A 17,064-nucleotide genomic window follows, 5' to 3' on the forward strand; every position below is an offset into this window, starting at 1 on the left:
CCGCCGAACCCTGGGCGGGTGCGGGCGCCTGGCGCGGGAATGTCGGCGCCATGCCGGCATCGCGCTTGGAGGCGACGCCCGTCGCCAGCGGCTTGGCGGTGTCGCCGGCGGACACCGTCACCTGGCCGTCCGGCGTGATTCGCACGGCGAGTTCGGCGTCGACCAGATTGAGGCTTTCAGCGCGCAGCCGTCCCAACAGAAGCGCCGTGCCTGATAGTTTCACCTCGGCCTTGGGCGCGGTGGCGACGACGACCTGGTCGCGATCGCGGACCACGATGTCGCGGATGCGCACCGCGATTCGAATCCGACCGGCCCGCTCGATCTGCGTACCGCCGACCGCAACCGTATTGCCGTGCCCGATATTTTCCTCGATGGCGGCTGCGAGCCAGGGCGTTGCCACGTCGAGATTGATGGGCCCGGCGCCGAGCCGCCACCACAGCCCGCCGAAGCAGCCGATGAAAATTACGGCCAGTACGGCGATTACAATCGCCACGCGCTTGACCCAGCGCTCGCCGGTCAGCCAGCGCTGCAGCGCTGCAAACCTGTCGCCCAGACGGTGAAATCTCGAATTGGAACGCGACAACAGCCGCTTTGTCCGATGGCGCGCCGCCTCGTCAGGCTCCTGGTCCCAGCCGGCCGCATCATCCCACTGAGAGATGTGGGCCTCGGCACGCGGATTCGACCCCTTGGGCGAAGTATTCCTAGCCATTGCCTCTCGGTGCCGGCGCTGAGGTTGATCGCCGCCAACGGAGCGCTCTTCGATTCGTATCGAGCGCTCCTGTGCCGGCATCGCTGCCAATCCTCGATTAATACTGTTACTCGTGGTCGGGCCCAAGGATTCATTGGGCGGCCCCATCGACGAGCGGACGGGTGTAGCGTCGAATTCCTTGTAACCATACTCCGGGGTCATCAAAGTTGCCCAGCAGCCGGAGCGAATCCGACGGTCAAGGGCGAGACCCGCAATACCCTAATGGTTGATCTGCGGAAAGCGACGAAAGGAAGGCGTATGTCCAAGAAAACGCGCAAGAAATCCTCCAAGCCATCCCCCAAAAGCCGCAAGACGTCCGCCCGCAAACCACCGGTGGCCAAGACCGCCGGCCGCGGTGCTGCGGCATCGGTCAAAAAGCCTGCCGCCAAGGTAGCCAAAACCGCCGCCAAGACGGCTACCAAGGCGACCGTCGGAAAACCGGACAAGACGGCCAAAACCGCGTCAGTCAAAGCGTCGCACAAGCCGCCATCGAAACAGTTAAAATCCAATCAATCGGTCCCGCCCAAACCGGCTGCCGGAACCGGACTGGTCGAGGGCGCAATGGCTCCCGGCTTCAGCCTGCCGCGCGATGGCGGCGGCAGCGTCTCGCTGGCCGACTATGCGGGCAAGAAACTGGTGCTGTTTTTCTACCCCAGGGCCGATACCCCGGGCTGCACCCGGGAGGCGATCGACTTCACGCGGCTGAGCAGCACGTTTGCCGACGAGGGAGCCGCGGTGCTCGGCATCTCGGCCGACACCGTCAAGGCCCAGGAATCCTTCCGCAGCAAGCATCAGCTTTCGGTTCCTCTGATCTCAGATGAGCAACATGAGATGCTGGAGGCCTACGGCGCCTGGGGCGAAAAATCGATGTACGGCAGGAGCTTCATGGGAATCATTCGAACGACGGTTCTGATCGGCGCCGACGGGCGGATCGCCAGGATCTGGCGCAATGTGCGGGTCGATGGCCATGCCGACGAGGTGCTGGCCGCCGTCCGCGCCATGTGATTGGCAGGTTCCATTTCCCAAAAATTAACCATGAAAGGGTCAAATCGGCACCGCAAATTGAGCCGTACGGAATTGGTGTCCGACCGGCGCGGGAGTGCCGATGTCGTACCGTTCCGGTCATCATTATTCCGATCACCACCATCCCCACGACCACGGCCGGACGCCGCCCCGGCGTCCCGCCCCCCATGCGGCAAAGGCCGCAGCACCGGACGCTGACGGCTACACTATCGTCCATGCCGGCAAGCAGGTCCGGCTCGGCCCTGTCGTGTTCTGGATCGTTATCGGCACGATCGTGCTGCTCGGCATGTGGTCGGCGGCGACCGCCACCTATTTCGCGTTCCGCGACGACGTCCTGACCCGGCTGATCGCCCGTCAGGCCGAAATGCAATACGCCTATGAAGACCGAATTGCGGAGCTGCGCGCCAAGGTCGACCGCACCACCAGCCGCCAGTTGCTCGATCAGGAACAGTTCGACCAGAAGCTCGACCAGATCATGCGCCGCCAGACCGCGCTTGAATCGCGCGCCACTGCGCTTGGTGCGATTCCAGATACCGCAGGCACCGGTTCGCTTCGGCCTCCGGCCCGCGGCGCTGCCGTGGAGACGCCGGCCTCCGGCACCCTGAAACCCTCCCCGATCAGCGACACCGTCATCTTCGTGGCGCCGCCGGATCGCGAAGCGCGATTGGAATCACGCGCGCCCATCGCCATCAAGCCGCAGCCAAATCAGTTCGCCAAGGTTCAGGGCGTCGACAACGTTCTGATCCGCCTGCAGACCTCGCTCGATTCGGTCGAGCGGCGGCAGATGGCGGCCTTGAGCTCGGTCGAGGACGGCATGGAATCGCGCCTCCGCCGCATGCGCGGCGTGTTCACCGATCTCGGCCTCGACATGGCGCAGCTCGAAGCCGCCACCCCGCGCTCCGCCATCGGCGGCCCGTTCGTGCCGGTAAAGCTTTCGGCCGACGCCGGCGCGTTCGAGCGCCAGCTCTACCGGATCAACGTCACCCGTGCCCAGATGCAGCGCCTCAACGCGACGCTGGCGCTGGTGCCCTATCGCAAGCCCGTTGTCGGCGAGGTCGAATTCACCTCGGGCTTCGGCGTCCGCAGCGATCCTTTTCTCGGCCGCCCGGCCATGCACACCGGCCTCGACTTTCGCGCCGCCACCGGCGATCCCGTGCGCGCCACCGCGAACGGCAAGGTCGTCTCATCGGGATGGATGGGCGGTTACGGCCGCATGGTGGAGATCGATCACGGCAATGGGTTGTCGACCCGCTATGGCCACCTCTCGGAAATTCACGTCAGGGTCGGCGAAGCCGTCAGGATAGGCCAGGTGATCGGTGCCGTCGGCTCGACCGGCCGCTCCACCGGCCCGCATCTGCATTATGAAACGCGCATCGACGGCGACGCCGTCGACCCGCAGAAGTTTTTGCGCGCGGGCGTCAGATTGAGCTCAGGCTAGCATCGCGCCGTCGGAACTGGCGTGCTCGCTTGTCGATCGCGGAATACGTCGCCGGTCTACCGGCATGTGAACGGAACCGGCGCGCCCGCGTCGGTGAATTTTTTTTGGCCCCGTGTCGGATCGCATGGAGGTCAGGCGTCCTTGTGGCAGAGACTGAGCGAACCCAACCAAATCCCGCGATATACTCCGCTCAGTAATGGAGAAAACAACGTCATGTCCCAAGGCAATACCGTTCGTTTGCATCGTGTCTTCGCCACCAAGCCGGAGAAGGTTTTTCGCGCCTTCCTCGATGCGGATGCCATGGCCAAGTGGCTGCCGCCCTACGGTTTCACCTGCAAGGTCCACCAATTCGAGGCGAAGGTTGGCGGCACATTCAGGATGTCGTTCACGAATTTCACCACGAATGCGGGCCATTCGTTCGGCGGAGAATATCTGGAGATCGTCCCCAACGAGCGTATCCGCTACACCGATCGCTTCGACGATCCCAATTTGCCTGGCGTCATCGAGGTCACCGTGACGCTGAAAGCGGTTTCGGTCGGAACCGAGATCAACATCGAACAAACGAACTTGCCGACGGTGATTCCGGTCGAAGCCTGCTATCTCGGCTGGCAACAATCGCTTGCCCAGCTCGCGTCACTCGTGGAGCCGGATATTCCGGAATAGTGAAGGCCTGAGGATAAGGCACCACGCTGTGGTGCCTTATCCTCTAGTGCCCAACTTCGCCGGTGAAGGTGTCGCCGAATACTTCCCCATACCTCGCCGTTGTCTCGCAAGCCGCTTCAGCGCTTGCACGCATACACCTATTCCATATGACAAAACGGCATTGTTGCCCGGCGCCAATTGTGATTGATGCGGGCTGCAGGCATGACCTTGCGCGATGGCGAGGCCCAGAGGTTGGACTAAGGCTTGAAACTGAACACACGAATTGGTCCGCGACACCCGAAACTCGCGGCGGGTGGATTTCGCTTTGCGCGCTGGCTCGCTGCAAAGACCATGGGTGCTGCCGGTTTCCACCAGCTCGGCTCTGATTTCGCCGATGCGCGGATCGCGCATGTTCGCGAGAAGCTCGCGCGAGGCGAAACCGTCTATCTCGCTGGCCTCGGCGCACCTGGCACGCATAATTCAGGCCTGGCGCTGGTCGAGGTGACGCAGGCGGACGGGCCACGGCTGATCGTCAACAATGAGGAAGAGCGCTTTTCCGGCAACAAGCACACGACCGAGTATCCGAAGCTGTCGATCGACGCAGCGGTGGCGACGCTGCGAGGCATGGGCCGCGATATCGGCGATATCGATGCCTGGCTCACGAGCTGGGATTATCCGACGCTCGCCGGCACGCTGGCGCGCGCGGTGCTGGAGGAATTGCCGCAGAGCTTTAAGCTTGTGCGCACCACCGAGGCCGCCGGCTTCGACGGCCGCCGCCTCGACCAGATGACGCGGACACCGAAGATCCTCGCGCGCCAGCTCGGACTTGCCGAGCGCGTGCCGCTGATCTGCCTGCCGCATCATGACAACCACGCCTGGTTTTCCTATGCAGCCTCGCCATTCACCGATGACGCCGAGCCGACGGCGGTTGCGGTGCTCGACGGCACCGGCGATCAGGGCTCGATCTCGCTTTACGTCGTCGAGAACGGCGCGCTGCGTCGGCTCTACTGCAACGGCAGCATGTTCGATTCACTCGGCGCGTTCTACAGCGTGATTTCGTCGACGCAGGGCGGCTGGACATGGCTTTCCAGCGAGGGCCGATACATGGGCGCCGCCGCGTGGGGTGACATGGACCGCGCGAGCAATCGCTATTATGCGCGGTTGCGCGACGTGCTGCATTTCGGCAGCAACGGCGATATCAGGCTTAATCGTGCAATGGCCAACTGGTATTGCGACCCCTTCGATCATCCCTACAAGCAGGCGCTCACCGACATACTCGGCGAACCGCTGAGGCCGGACCAGCTCTGGAATCCGGATGCGGTGCTGCGTGTCGAGGACATCCATCACCGCCCCGACACCAAAGACCGCCTCGACAAGGCCTCCGCGACCCAACTGGTGTTCGAAGACGCCATGATCCACGTCGTCGACCATCTGTTGCGCGTCACCGGCGCGAACCGGCTGGTACTAACCGGCGGCGTCGCGCTGAACGCGGTCGGCAATATGCGGTTGCTCGAACATTTCAATGAGGCCTGGTTCGCCAAAGCGCAGCAGCGTAACGCACGCCTGCATCTGTGGGTGCCGCCAGTCCCCGGTGATCCCGGCGTTACCATCGGCGCCGCCTGGCTGTTTGCGCATCTCGCCGGCGCCCCGCGCGGTGCGCCGATGACGCACGCCTTCTATTGCGGCACCCCGCCGTCGCAAGACGATATCATCCGCGCGACCGAAGCCGATGACATCGCCTCGCAACGGATCGGGGATATCTCGACCTCTGACGGCCTCGACGCGATCGCCGACCTGATGGCATTCATGGTGGCGCAAAACGGCGTTATCGCGCTGTATCAGGGGGCGGCCGAAACCGGCCCCCGTGCGCTCGGCCATCGCTCGATCCTCGCCAACCCCTGCGATCCGGCTGTGCGCGAGCGGCTCAACGAGCGCGTCAAATATCGCGAGGCCATTCGCCCGCTGGCGCCGATGGCGACGCTGGAGGCGGCACAAGCGTATTTCGAACTGCTGCCCGGCGCTACGGATGGCGACTACAACGCCTACAACTACATGGTGCTCACGGCTCATTCGAAGCCGCATGCCAGCGAAAAAATTCCGGCGGTCATTCATGCCGACGGCACCGGCCGTATCCAGATCGTGCGCGCAGGCGACGATCCCCTCACCTACGCCTATCTGAAGGCGCTCGGGCGCCATATCGGCGTCGAACTGTCCGTCAACACGTCCTTCAATGTCGCAGGTCCCATCGCGCAAACGCCGCAGCAGGCGATCGACACGCTGCGCCGCTCAAAGGGGCTCGATGCCGTCATTATGGTCGCCCACGACGGCACCGTGCACGCGGCCTGGCATGGCGGCGAGCGCGACAGCGGAAGGTTCAGGAACTGGCTTGCCGACTGGAAGACGACAACATCGGCTTCCAGCCAGCCTACGCGATAATTCGCTTCTCCGATGAGAGCGGGTGATCCGCTGGTTCAGAGATCGACGCGTTCGCTCGCAACCGCCTTGCGTTCCGCCATGTTGAACCGGCCGCCATAGATCGGGCGCTCACCGGTCGTCGGACCAGGATACTGGACGATGAATATCTCCCCACCCGTTTCGGTGCGGAATTCGCCTTCAAAATGCGGGTCTGGATGGAATAGCACTGTTCCCGGACCATGCAACGTTCCGTCGATTGAAAACTCGCCTTTCAGGATATGCCAGACCTGCGCGAAGCCGTGATAGTGCTCGGGGTGATAAGCGCCGGGCTCAAGCCGCAGAATTCCCGCGTTCGGTTCGGTCGGACGTTCCGGTCGCGGATGAAAAAGCATCTTGCCTGTCTCGCCCGGCCACCGGATTGTCTCCCAATCGACTTCCTCGAAATGGCGCGCCTCGTAAGGCTTGTGGTCCTTTCGCGACGCTTCGCGCGCGGTCGTCAATTCCGCATTTGCGGCCGCGGTATCGGGAATCTCCTTGCTCCTGGCAGCACTCATTTTGCTCTCCCTTTTGCCGTGCTCTCTCGTTCGCTTTTCCTGCCCGCAATATTGCTCCACCACTCAACCGCGATGGCCGACTGATTTTCGATTGATGTCACCATGAGCAGGCGCGCACTGCCGGACCCGCGCGCCCATGCCATATGCGGTACGTCTGAGCGCAAATGAATCGAATCACCGCGCTCCAGCGCAATGGTTTCGTCGCCCACCTGAAATTCGACACTGCCATCGAGGACAAAGCACATTTCTTCGCCGGGATGCGCGACCAGCGTCGGCTTGCGCGGTTTTGCCGACAATTCGAGCAGGAAAGTTTCCAGCCGCTGCTCGCCAATGCCCAAAGCGAGCTTGCGCCAGGCATAATTTGCGTCAGCGCCTTTCGATGCAACGGCATCGATTGACCGCACCACGCGATACGCGCGCGTCCGGTCCTCTCCTTCGATGTCGGCGAACAATTCGGCCGGCCGCACCTGAAGGACGCCGGCAATTTCCAAGAGATTACCGATCGAACACGCGATGAGTCCGCGCTCGATCCGCGAGAGAAATGTCACTGATAGCCCGACCATTCCGGCGAGTTCATCGAGCGTCAAACCGCGCGCCGAACGGGCTCTGCGAATGATGGCTCCAATCCCGGCAAGGCGCGCCGCTTCGCGGGCGCGCCGGCCAGCTTCTACCGAAACCACGCTGTTCTCCCATTTGCTTATAAGGCAAATCGTATTGCTATATAGGCAAATGTCAAGGCGGCTCGCGTCGCCTGCACAGGCGAACTAACGTTCGAGAAACTTCAGCACGCGGCCGTCGATCACGAGCAGCGCGCTGCCGATCACAAATGCGCCCGCGATTTCACTCGGCGAAATCTGCTCGCCGAGCACCAGGACGCCCAGCAGGATCGCGGTTACGGGTATCAGCAGCGTCACCAGCATGACATTGGTGGCGCCGGAGCGCCGCAGCACCTGGAAGAACACGATGTAGGCCAGCGCCGTCGACAAGCCGGCGAGGCCGATGACGGCGAACCATGTCGCAGTCCCCGGCATCGGCAACTGCCAGGGACGGTCGATGAATGCGGCCACGACGGTCATCATCGCGGCCGAGGCCAGCATCTGAAACGTCGCCGTGCCGAGCGGCGGCGAGTTTGACAGTAGCCGTCGCGCGAGCAGCGCCGACAGTCCATAAGAGAAGGCGGCTGCGAGGCAGAGCAGAATGCCGAGTGCCTGCCCGCTCTCCAATCCAAACTGGCCGCCCTGGAGAATGATCACGCCGATCAAGCCTGCGATGACGCCCGCGATCCGCCGCACAGACAGCTTTTCCTCGCCCGCCACCGCCATCACGACGACCGTGAACAGCGGCGTGGTCGCGTTCAGGATCGAGGCCAGCCCGCCCGGGATATAGGTCTGCCCGACCACGATCAACGAGAACGGCGCTACGTTGTTGAGAAGCCCGATCGCGATAAACGGCCGCCAGCCCGACAGGCCGGCCGGGAAGCGGATGCGGTAGAGCCAGAGCAGCGGCAGCAGCATGATCGCCGCGAGCGCGACGCGCAGGAACACCACCGTGAACGGCGGCAATTCCCTCAGCACCACGCCGTTGAAGAAGAACGACCCGCCCCACAGGATCGAGAGCAGGCCGAGCAGCGACCAGTCGCGGGCGTCGATCGATGAGTCTTTTGCGGTCATTGCGGCTCAGGCCCGGGAGGCAAAAGGCTCTAGTCAGCCGCGCCGGACTTTGCCACCCGATTTCCGGATACAGCTAGTCCACGTCCTCGACCTGGCCGGGCGCGGTGCCGAACGCGCGCTGCGCCAAGGTTGCCGCCATGAACTCGTCGAGGTCGCCGTCGAGCACGCCCGACGTATCCGAGGTCTGCACGCCGGTGCGCAGGTCCTTCACCATCTGGTAGGGCTGCAGCACGTAGGAGCGGATCTGGTGACCCCAGCCGATATCGGTCTTGGCGGCCTGATCGGCGGCGGCCTGTTCCTCGCGCTTCTTCAGTTCGATTTCATAGAGCCGCGCGCGCAGCATGTCCCACGCCTGGGCGCGGTTCTTGTGCTGCGAGCGGCCGGCCTGACAGACCACCGCGACGCCAGTCGGAATATGGGTCAGGCGCACCGCGGATTCGGTCTTGTTGACGTGCTGTCCGCCAGCGCCGCCCGAGCGCATGGTATCGGTGCGCACATCCGATTCCTTGATGTCGATCTTGATCGAGTCGTCGACGACCGGAAAGATCGCGACGGACGAGAACGAGGTGTGCCGGCGCGCATTGGAATCGAACGGCGAGATCCGCACCAGACGGTGCACGCCCGCCTCCGTCTTCAGCCAGCCATAGGCATTGTGCCCGCTGATCTGGATGGTCGCGGATTTGAGGCCGGCTTCTTCGCCAAGAGTTTCTTCCAGATACTCGATTTTGAAGCCGTGGTTCTCCGCCCAGCGCGTATACATCCGCAGGAGCATCGCGGCCCAATCCTGGCTTTCGGTGCCGCCGGCGCCGGCATGCACTTCAAGATAAGAATCGAACCGGTCGGCCTCGCCTGACAACAGCGCTTCCAGCTCGCGGCGGGCAACTTCCTTCTTCAGGGCCTTCAGCGCGTTCTCGGCCTCGACCACGACGCCTTCATCGTTCTCGGCCTCGCCGAGCGCGATCATTTCGACATTGTCGTCGAGCTCACGCTCGACCTTGCCGATGCCCTCAAGCGCATCCACCAGCGAGGTGCGCTCCTGCATCAGCTTCTGGGCTTTCTGAGGATCGTTCCAGAGATTGGGATCTTCGGCGAGCTTGTTCAGCTCGGCGAGGCGAGCCGTGGATTTCTCGACGTCAAAGATGCCTCCTCAGCAGCCCGACTGACTGCTTGATCTCTTCAACGAGGCGTTCGACTTCGGCGCGCATGGTCTCTCTGATCTGCGGTCGGAACCGCTACTGGATAGAGCCTGATCGGTTCTGAGCAAATCAGAACCGGGCTTTGTCTTTGTCTGAGGCGTCGGATGTAGCGGCGTCCGCCGCAAAGCGCAATCGGCTAGTAAAGCCCGCCGGTTCCCGGACGCATGATGTTGCCGGCGTCGGGCTGCTGGTAGCCTTGCGGGTATCCCTGCGGCATCCGGCCGTCCGCATCGGCGACCCCGATGACGGAGTAATTATCCGGCGGCGCGGTGCCCGGCTTGAACGCTTCCAGGATGGTGCGGCCGCCCTCGCCCGGTCCGGCGCGCATGCCGCTCTTGGCATCGACGCGGACGAGCTTGATGCCGGCAGGTACCTTGAAGGGAGTCGCCGGCTTATCGGCAAGCGCCAGCTTCAGGAAGTCCTTGGCGATCGGGGCGGCCAGATGACCGCCGGTCATGCCGCGGCCGAGATTGCGCGGCTTGTCGAAGCCGACATAGATGCCGACCACAAGGTCCGGCGAGAAGCCGATAAACCAGGCGTCCTTTTCATCGTTGGTGGTGCCGGTCTTGCCGGCGATCGGCTTGCCGACTTCCTTGACCACCGTCGCGGTGCCCGCCTGCACCACATATTCCATCATCGAGGTGATCTGGTAGGCCGTCATCGGATCGAGCACCTGCTCGCGGCGGTCAACGAGCTGCGGCTCAACCTGATTCTTCCAGCCGCCGGGCGCGTCGCAGCCGCGGCACTCGCGGGCATCATGCTTGAAGATGGTGCGGCCGTAGCGGTCCTGAATACGATCGATCAGGGTAGGCTTCACGCGGCGACCGCCATTGGCGAACATCGAATAGGCCGTGACCATCCGCATCACCGTGGTTTCGCCGGCGCCGAGCGCATAGGATAGATAATTCGGCAGCTCGTCGTAGACACCGAAACGCTTGGAATACTCGCCGATCAAGGGCATGCCGATGTCCTGGGCCAGCCGCACCGTCACCGTATTCAGCGAATTCCGCAGCGCGTTGCGTAGCGTGACCGGTCCCTGGTATTTTCCGGACGAATAGTTTTCCGGGCGCCAGACGCCGACGCCCTGCCCCTGGTCAATTTCAATCGGCGCATCGACCACGACGGTTGACGGCGTATAGCCGTTGTCCATCGCCGCCGAATAGACCAGCGGCTTGAACGACGAGCCCGGCTGCCGATAGGCCTGGGTCGCGCGGTTGAACTGGCTCTGGTCGAACGAGAAGCCGCCGACCATCGCCAGCACGCGGCCGGTCCACGGATCCATGGCAACCATCGCGCCCGAAACTTCCGGCAACTGACGCAACCGATACTGGCCTTCGACCGGCTTGCCTTCCTTGTCGAACAGCGGGTCGGCATAGATCACGTCGCCCGGCGACAGCACTTGCGCCACCGAGGTCGGCGTCTTGCCCCTCGTAGGACCCGAGGCCGCCTTGGCCCAGCGCACACCATCGAGCGTGATGATGCCGGTCTGCCTGGCCTTGCTGACGGCGCCACCGAGTTCGCGGCCCGGCTGGAAGCCGATCCGCGCCGATTGGTCAGATGTCTCCAGCACCACCGCCATCCGCCACGGCGCGATATCGCCGAGCGATTTAACGTCGGCGAGCTTAACGCCCCAATCGCCGGAAATATCGAGCTTCGAGGGCGCGCCGCGCCAGCCGCTCGCCTCGTCATATCTCACGAGCCCGGCGACCATGGTCTTGCGCGCCATGACCTGCATCTTCGGGTCGAGCGTGGCACGGACCGACAATCCGCCTTCGTACAGTTTCTTTTCGCCGTAGCGCTCGAAAATGTCGCGCCGGACTTCCTCGGCGAAATACTCGCCGGCGAAGATATGCGCGCCGTTGCCGCGGCTGCTGGTGACGTTGAGCTGTTCCTTGCGGGCCTTGTCGGCATCGGCCTGCTTGATCCAGCCGTTTTCTACCAGACGATCGACCACGTAGTTGCGCCGCTCGACCGCACGATCGCGGTTACGCACCGGATGCAGCGCCGCAGGCGCCTTCGGCAGCGCCGCCAGATAGGAGGCTTCCGCGATCGTGAGTTCGTTCACCGACTTGTCGAAATAGACCAGCGACGCCGCCGCGATGCCGTAGGCTCCAAGACCGAGATAGATTTCGTTGAGATAGAGCTCGAGGATGCGGTCCTTCGAATAGGCGCGCTCGATACGCATCGCCAGCAGGGCTTCCTTGATCTTGCGTGTGAAGGAAACCTCGTTGGTCAGAAGGAAGTTTTTGGCGACCTGCTGGGTGATCGTCGAGGCACCTTGCGGACGCCTGTTGGAGCCGAAATTCTGCGCATAGAGGACGGCCGCGCGCGCCATGCCGGTGAAGTCGATACCGCCATGCTCGTAGAAGTTCTTGTCCTCGGCCGCGAGGAACGCGTTGATGACGAGTTTTGGCACCGCCTGGATCGGCAGATAGAGACGGCGTTCCTTGGAGTACTCGCCGAGCAGGGCGCCGTCAGAGGCATGCACGCGCGTCATCACCGGCGGCTCGTAATCCTGAAGCTGCGAATAGTCGGGCAAGTCCTTGGAGAAATGCCAGATCGCGCCCGCGACGCCGGCGACGCCGACCAGGAACACGACGGTCCCGGCAGCGAACAGGAAACCCAAAAACCGGACCAGCAAGCGCATTATCGAAGTTTCCGTTCCAACCCAGTGCGCCGATATCTGCGGCGTCTATCCTAATACGGCAATCCCGCCGAACGAGTTGCCGCTACGCGGTCGAACACTAAAAGGTCCGGCGGACAATATTTACCGATTCCGAAGACCAGCAGTCGATTTTCTATACCGTTGCCGCTGTGGCCAAACTAGGGCTTGGTGCACCGGATGGCATGCTTTTCAGCCTGCTCTTACGCCATGCGCACCGGACTTTTCACTTGCCGGGTCCGGCAGTTGCCAGCCGTTTGGCTAAAAACGCATCAATTGCCTGCGCCATCGATCCGACCGTCCGGTTCCGCCAGTTTTCCGAAACCAGATGCTCAAGGTCGCCCTTGTTCGAGACATAGCCGAGCTCGACCAGGACCGAAGGCACGTCCGGGGCCTTCAGGACCCGGAAACCAGCCGATTTCAGCGGATGCTTATGCATCCGCACCGTATTCTTCATTTCGCCCATCAGTGTCCGCGCGAAGCGGTTTGAAAAGGTCTTGGTCTCCCGCTGCACCAAATCGATCAGGATATCGGCGACCTCGGTCGGCTCGTCCGTGAGATTAACGCCGGCGATCGCGTCCGACTTGTTTTCGGCATCTGCCAATCGTTCGGCGTCGGAGTCGGTGGCCTTGTCGGACAGCGTGTAGATAGTGGCGCCTCGGGCGTCGCCTTCGCCGCGCGGCAAGGCATCGGCATGGATCGAAATGAACAGTGCGGCAGCTTCGCTGCGTGCGACCTTCACGCGATCGGCGAGCGCAACGAACGTGTCGTCCGTCCGGGTCATGACGACGCGATACTTGCCCGATTTCTCGATCCGGTCGCGTAGCGCCAGGCCAAAGCTCAGCACCAAATTCTTTTCCATGACGTCGGCACCGCCGGCCTGGGTGCCGTTATCGACACCGCCATGACCGGGATCGATCACGATCACCGGCCGCTTGTCGGGCGCTTGCGGCGGCTTGTCGGGCGCCTGCGGCGGCTTGGCCGCAGCCGACGAATCCGCCCGCGCGACGGCGGCGTTGGCCTCGGCGATCGCGGGCCGCAGTTCGGGGCGGCTTTCGGGCGCCAGAGACTGAACAAAGGCGGTGCGGTCCACCTCTTCGAATTCGAGCACCAGCCGCGGCGGCTGCCCGTTGGCCGCCTCCAGCACATAGGATTTCGCAATCTTGGCCGGCCCGGTCAGGTCGAACACGATCCGCGATCCGCCCGGCATGATGAGACCGTAGCGGAACGCCTTGACCAGCCCCCGCCCAGCGACTCCGATCCCCGCAGGAAGCTGGAAACTTACCTGGGGAAGGTCAACGATTACGCGATAGGGATCTGCCAGCGTGAAGGCGCGAAACTGGATTGCCTTATCAAGATCGAGCACAAAACGGGTCTGTTTGGCATCGCCAGCCAGACGAGCGTCAGACGCGATAGGGAAATTCGATACCGCCGCCGGGCTCGGGATGGCAGCTTGAGAAACCGGTGCTTGAGAAACCGGTGATTGGGCCATGCTGGGGCCGACCATCTGGGTGCACAGCAATGCTGCGGCGCACAATAGGCCACATCCCAGCAAAACAGGGTGATTTGCGCGGCTCGCCAACGATTCGGTGCCTCCGGAGGAGCCCTCCCTTACCGCATTAGGACCGCAGGGTTAATTGAACCTTAAGGTCAGATCGGCGAAAAGCAGCAAGTGTTGCCGCACTGCGACGGTTCCATGATGCTTCCCTTGCACGCAGCCCCCAATCCACGTATGTACGAGGTGCTGACGGCTAATACTCCCGGTTGTGTCGCGTTCAGCCTCCCGGTGCAGCGCCGGAACCTTCGAAGCCGGAGGAACCTGCGTCTTTCCCGACCCCTCCACGGCCAGCGCCGCGCGCGGCTGACACGGAGAGCGGCGGTTTCGAGCCCGAGCGGCGTCCGATCCCAGGTCCTTTCCAGGGACGGTTTGAGACGCGGCAAAACTGATTATCCGGACCCAAAACGGTCCGATATGCGATGGCCGGCGGGCGTTTAGGCGCCGAACCGGGCCTTCAGCGATAGATGCGGCGGTATCCTTTCCGCCAACATGTTCAGACGGGCCGACGCTTGATGCGCCAGACTGTATTGCCGACCAAGATCCACGGAACGATCGCGCCGACGCGAGGCGAAAGCTTCGCACGTCGCATCGCGCTGGTGGGCCTCCGTTCGGCGCGGCGCCAAGAAGTGCGTTTTGGCCTTCCCCTCACCCCCGAATCAGGTGGACCGTCGCGTCACCGGGCCGCGCAATTTGCGCGCGCCATGCACCGCGCCCGCCGCCGTCAAGAGTTCCAAAATGCCCAACAAGATGTTGATCGACGCCACCCACCCGGAAGAGACCCGGGTCGTTGTGGTCCGTGGCAACCGCGTCGAAGAATTTGATTTCGAGACCGCCCAGCGCAAGCAGCTCCGCGGTAATATCTATCTGGCCAAGGTCACGCGCGTAGAGCCGTCGCTGCAGGCGGCGTTCATCGAGTATGGCGGCAATCGCCACGGCTTCCTCGCCTTCAGCGAAATCCACCCGGACTATTATCAAATCCCGGTTGCCGACCGTCAGGCGCTGATCGAGGCCGACGAGCGTGCCCACCGCGAGGCCGAGGAAGAGAGCGAGAACCGCTCCAGCCACCGCCGCCGCTCGCGCCACCGCAATGCGCGTCGTCGCGGCCATGGCGACCGTGTCCAGAGCGACGTCATCGAGAGCGCCGGCCAGGATCCCGCGCAGGCGGCCCAGCCCTATGAGGGCCAGGAGCTTGAACAAGGGCATGAGCACGAGGGCATGTATGCCGGCGAAGCGCATCCGCACGAGGCCGAACATCACGAGGATGATGCCGGGCATCATGACGATACGGCCCAACACGACCATGAGGCGCATGACCACCAAGCGCATGGTCACGATCCCGACCGTCCGCAAGATCAAGCCGATCACAAGGCGCCCGCGCCTCAGGAATCGGCGGAGGCCGCAAGCGAAGCGCAACCCGGCACGCCTGCCGCGGCGCCAGTCGAGACGGCGGTCATCGAAGCAACGGCTGAGCACGCTCATGATGAACGTCATAGCGAGGAACAGGCGCGCGAAAATGCTGCCCATGCCGACGATGCGCCGCATATCGAGCACGCCGGTGAAGGGTACGCCGCAGCTTCAACGGACGAACTCGCCCCGGCCGAAGGCGATGATGGCCACGACGACGAGGACGATGCCGAGGACGCCGAGGAGGAAGTCGTCGAATCCGTCGGTGGCGACGACGTCCTGGAAGAAGTTCCGGAGCGCCCCTTCCGCCCGCGCCGCCAGTACAAGATTCAGGAAGTCATCAAGCGCCGTCAGGTGATGCTGGTTCAGGTCGTCAAGGAAGAGCGCGGCAACAAGGGCGCGGCGCTCACGACCTATCTGTCACTCGCCGGCCGCTATGCGGTCCTGATGCCCAACACCGCCCGCGGCGGCGGCATCAGCCGTAAGATCACCTCGGCCCAGGACCGCTCGCGGCTGAAGGAAGTGGTGCAGGATCTCGACGTGCCGGAAGGCATGGGGATCATCCTGCGCACCGCCGGCGCCTCGCGGACCAAGCCCGAGATCAAGCGCGACTTCGAATATCTGATCCGCATGTGGGAAACCGTGCGCGACATGACGCTGAAGTCGCAGGCCCCTACCCTCGTCTACGAGGAAGGCTCGCTGATCAAGCGCTCGCTGCGCGACCTCTACAACAAGGAGATCGACGAAATCCAGGTCGCCGGCGAAGCCGGCTACCAGGAAGCCCGCGACTTCATGAAGATGCTGATGCCTTCGAACGTGCGGGCGGTGAAGCAATATCGCGACGGCCAGCCGCTGTTCTCACGGATGGGCGTCGAGAGCCAATTGGATGCGATGTTCTCGCCGACCGTGCAGCTCCGTTCCGGCGGCTACATCGTCATCAACCAGACCGAGGCGCTGGTCTCGATCGACGTCAACTCCGGCCGCTCGACCCGCGAGCATCACATCGAGGACACCGCGCTCAAGACCAATATGGAGGCGGCCGAGGAAGTCGCCCGGCAATTGCGCCTTCGCGATCTCGCCGGCCTGATTGTCATCGACTTCATCGACATGGACGAGAAGCGCAACAACCGCGCAGTCGAGCGAAAACTCTCCGACTGCCTGCGGCAGGATCGCGCGCGCATCCAGGTCGGACGCATTTCGCATTTCGGCCTGCTGGAAATGTCGCGCCAGCGCATCCGCGCCAGCGTGCTGGAGAGTTCGACCGAGCCGTGCGCGCAATGCGGCGGCAGCGGCCATGTCCGTTCGGTTTCGTCGGTGGCGCTGCAATTGCTGCGCGGTATCGAGGAAATCCTGATGAAGGGCGCGACCCACAATCTGGTGGTGCGCACCCGCACCGACGTCGCGCTCTATGTGCTGAACCACAAGCGCGGCCATCTGCGCGATCTCGAAAACGCCTTCAAGGTTTCGCTGGCCGTCGTCGCCGACGCCACCGTGAGCGGCCAGCAGTCGTATCTCATCGACCGCGGCGAGCAGGTGCACACGCTGGAAGCCGCCAAGGCGCTGCTCGCGGCGCAGGCTGCCGCCTTCCCGCCGCAGGTCGAGGAAGCCTATAACGACGACGAGGCGTTCGACATCGAAACCGACTCCGAGGTCGAAACCGAGGAGACCGAGGGGCTGACCGACGAGGCCGCCGAAGCGGCGGCGGCCGAAGGCGAAGGAGACGGCCACCGCCGCAAGCGGCGCCGCCGCCGGCG

11 protein-coding genes and 2 pseudogenes are annotated in these 17,064 nt (G+C 63.4%); 5 read left to right on the plus strand and 8 right to left on the minus strand.

Annotated features, from left to right (window positions below; all coding sequences use genetic code 11):
- Positions 1-790 (minus strand): annotated as a pseudogene (locus tag CP49_RS47220) (YhdP family protein); the annotation flags it as partial.
- 216 nt (positions 791-1,006) lie between these two features.
- Here CP49_RS47220 and CP49_RS42690 point away from each other — a divergent pair.
- The 4 genes from CP49_RS42690 (at position 1,007) to CP49_RS12460 (ending at position 6,287) form a co-directional block, all read left to right on the plus strand.
- Positions 1,007-1,753, plus strand: a complete 747-nt coding sequence (locus tag CP49_RS42690; protein WP_082645996.1) for a peroxiredoxin — start codon at positions 1,007-1,009, stop codon at positions 1,751-1,753.
- Positions 1,754-1,853: 100 nt separating this feature from the next.
- Positions 1,854-3,209, plus strand: coding sequence for a M23 family metallopeptidase (locus tag CP49_RS12450; RefSeq protein WP_082645993.1), 1,356 nt, complete (start codon positions 1,854-1,856; stop codon positions 3,207-3,209).
- A gap of 213 nt (positions 3,210-3,422) precedes the next feature.
- Positions 3,423-3,872, plus strand: a complete 450-nt coding sequence (locus tag CP49_RS12455; RefSeq protein WP_057850541.1) for an SRPBCC family protein — start codon at positions 3,423-3,425, stop codon at positions 3,870-3,872.
- Positions 3,873-4,115: 243 nt separating this feature from the next.
- Positions 4,116-6,287, plus strand: coding sequence for a carbamoyltransferase C-terminal domain-containing protein (locus CP49_RS12460; protein ID WP_057850542.1), 2,172 nt, complete (start codon positions 4,116-4,118; stop codon positions 6,285-6,287).
- 35 nt (positions 6,288-6,322) lie between these two features.
- Here the strand turns inward: CP49_RS12460 and CP49_RS12465 are convergent, their stop codons facing one another.
- The 7 genes and pseudogenes from CP49_RS12465 to CP49_RS12490 form a co-directional block, all read right to left on the minus strand.
- Positions 6,323-6,820, minus strand: a complete 498-nt coding sequence (locus CP49_RS12465) for a cupin domain-containing protein (RefSeq protein ID WP_197423091.1) — start codon at positions 6,818-6,820, stop codon at positions 6,323-6,325.
- Entirely contained in the window at positions 6,817-7,272 is a 456-nt protein-coding gene (locus CP49_RS12470; RefSeq protein WP_245310668.1) for a cupin domain-containing protein, read from the minus strand. The genes CP49_RS12465 and CP49_RS12470 overlap by 4 nt, the downstream gene beginning before the upstream one ends.
- A pseudogene (locus CP49_RS49220) lies at positions 7,273-7,500 on the minus strand (helix-turn-helix domain-containing protein); the annotation flags it as partial.
- 84 nt (positions 7,501-7,584) lie between these two features.
- Positions 7,585-8,490, minus strand: a complete 906-nt coding sequence (locus tag CP49_RS12475) for a DMT family transporter (RefSeq protein WP_057850544.1) — start codon at positions 8,488-8,490, stop codon at positions 7,585-7,587.
- A gap of 73 nt (positions 8,491-8,563) precedes the next feature.
- A protein-coding gene (gene prfB / locus CP49_RS12480; protein WP_156438336.1) for a peptide chain release factor 2 occupies positions 8,564-9,695 on the minus strand; the annotation gives its coding sequence in 2 pieces (ribosomal slippage) (positions 8,564-9,625 and positions 9,627-9,695; 1,131 coding nt in all).
- 127 nt (positions 9,696-9,822) lie between these two features.
- Positions 9,823-12,333: a penicillin-binding protein 1A gene (locus CP49_RS12485; RefSeq protein ID WP_057850546.1), complete on the minus strand. Its 2,511-nt coding sequence runs from the start codon at positions 12,331-12,333 to the stop codon at positions 9,823-9,825.
- Between the two features lie 241 nt (positions 12,334-12,574).
- The gene (locus tag CP49_RS12490) at positions 12,575-13,930 is read right to left on the minus strand and encodes an N-acetylmuramoyl-L-alanine amidase (protein WP_057850547.1); all 1,356 of its coding nucleotides are present in this window, start codon (positions 13,928-13,930) and stop codon (positions 12,575-12,577) included.
- 711 nt (positions 13,931-14,641) lie between these two features.
- Here CP49_RS12490 and CP49_RS12500 point away from each other — a divergent pair.
- On the plus strand, positions 14,642-17,064 hold a 2,423-nt coding region (locus CP49_RS12500; RefSeq protein ID WP_057850557.1), incomplete at its 3' end, for an Rne/Rng family ribonuclease.

Source organism: Bradyrhizobium valentinum, assembly GCF_001440405.1.
GTDB lineage: Bacteria > Pseudomonadota > Alphaproteobacteria > Rhizobiales > Xanthobacteraceae > Bradyrhizobium > Bradyrhizobium valentinum.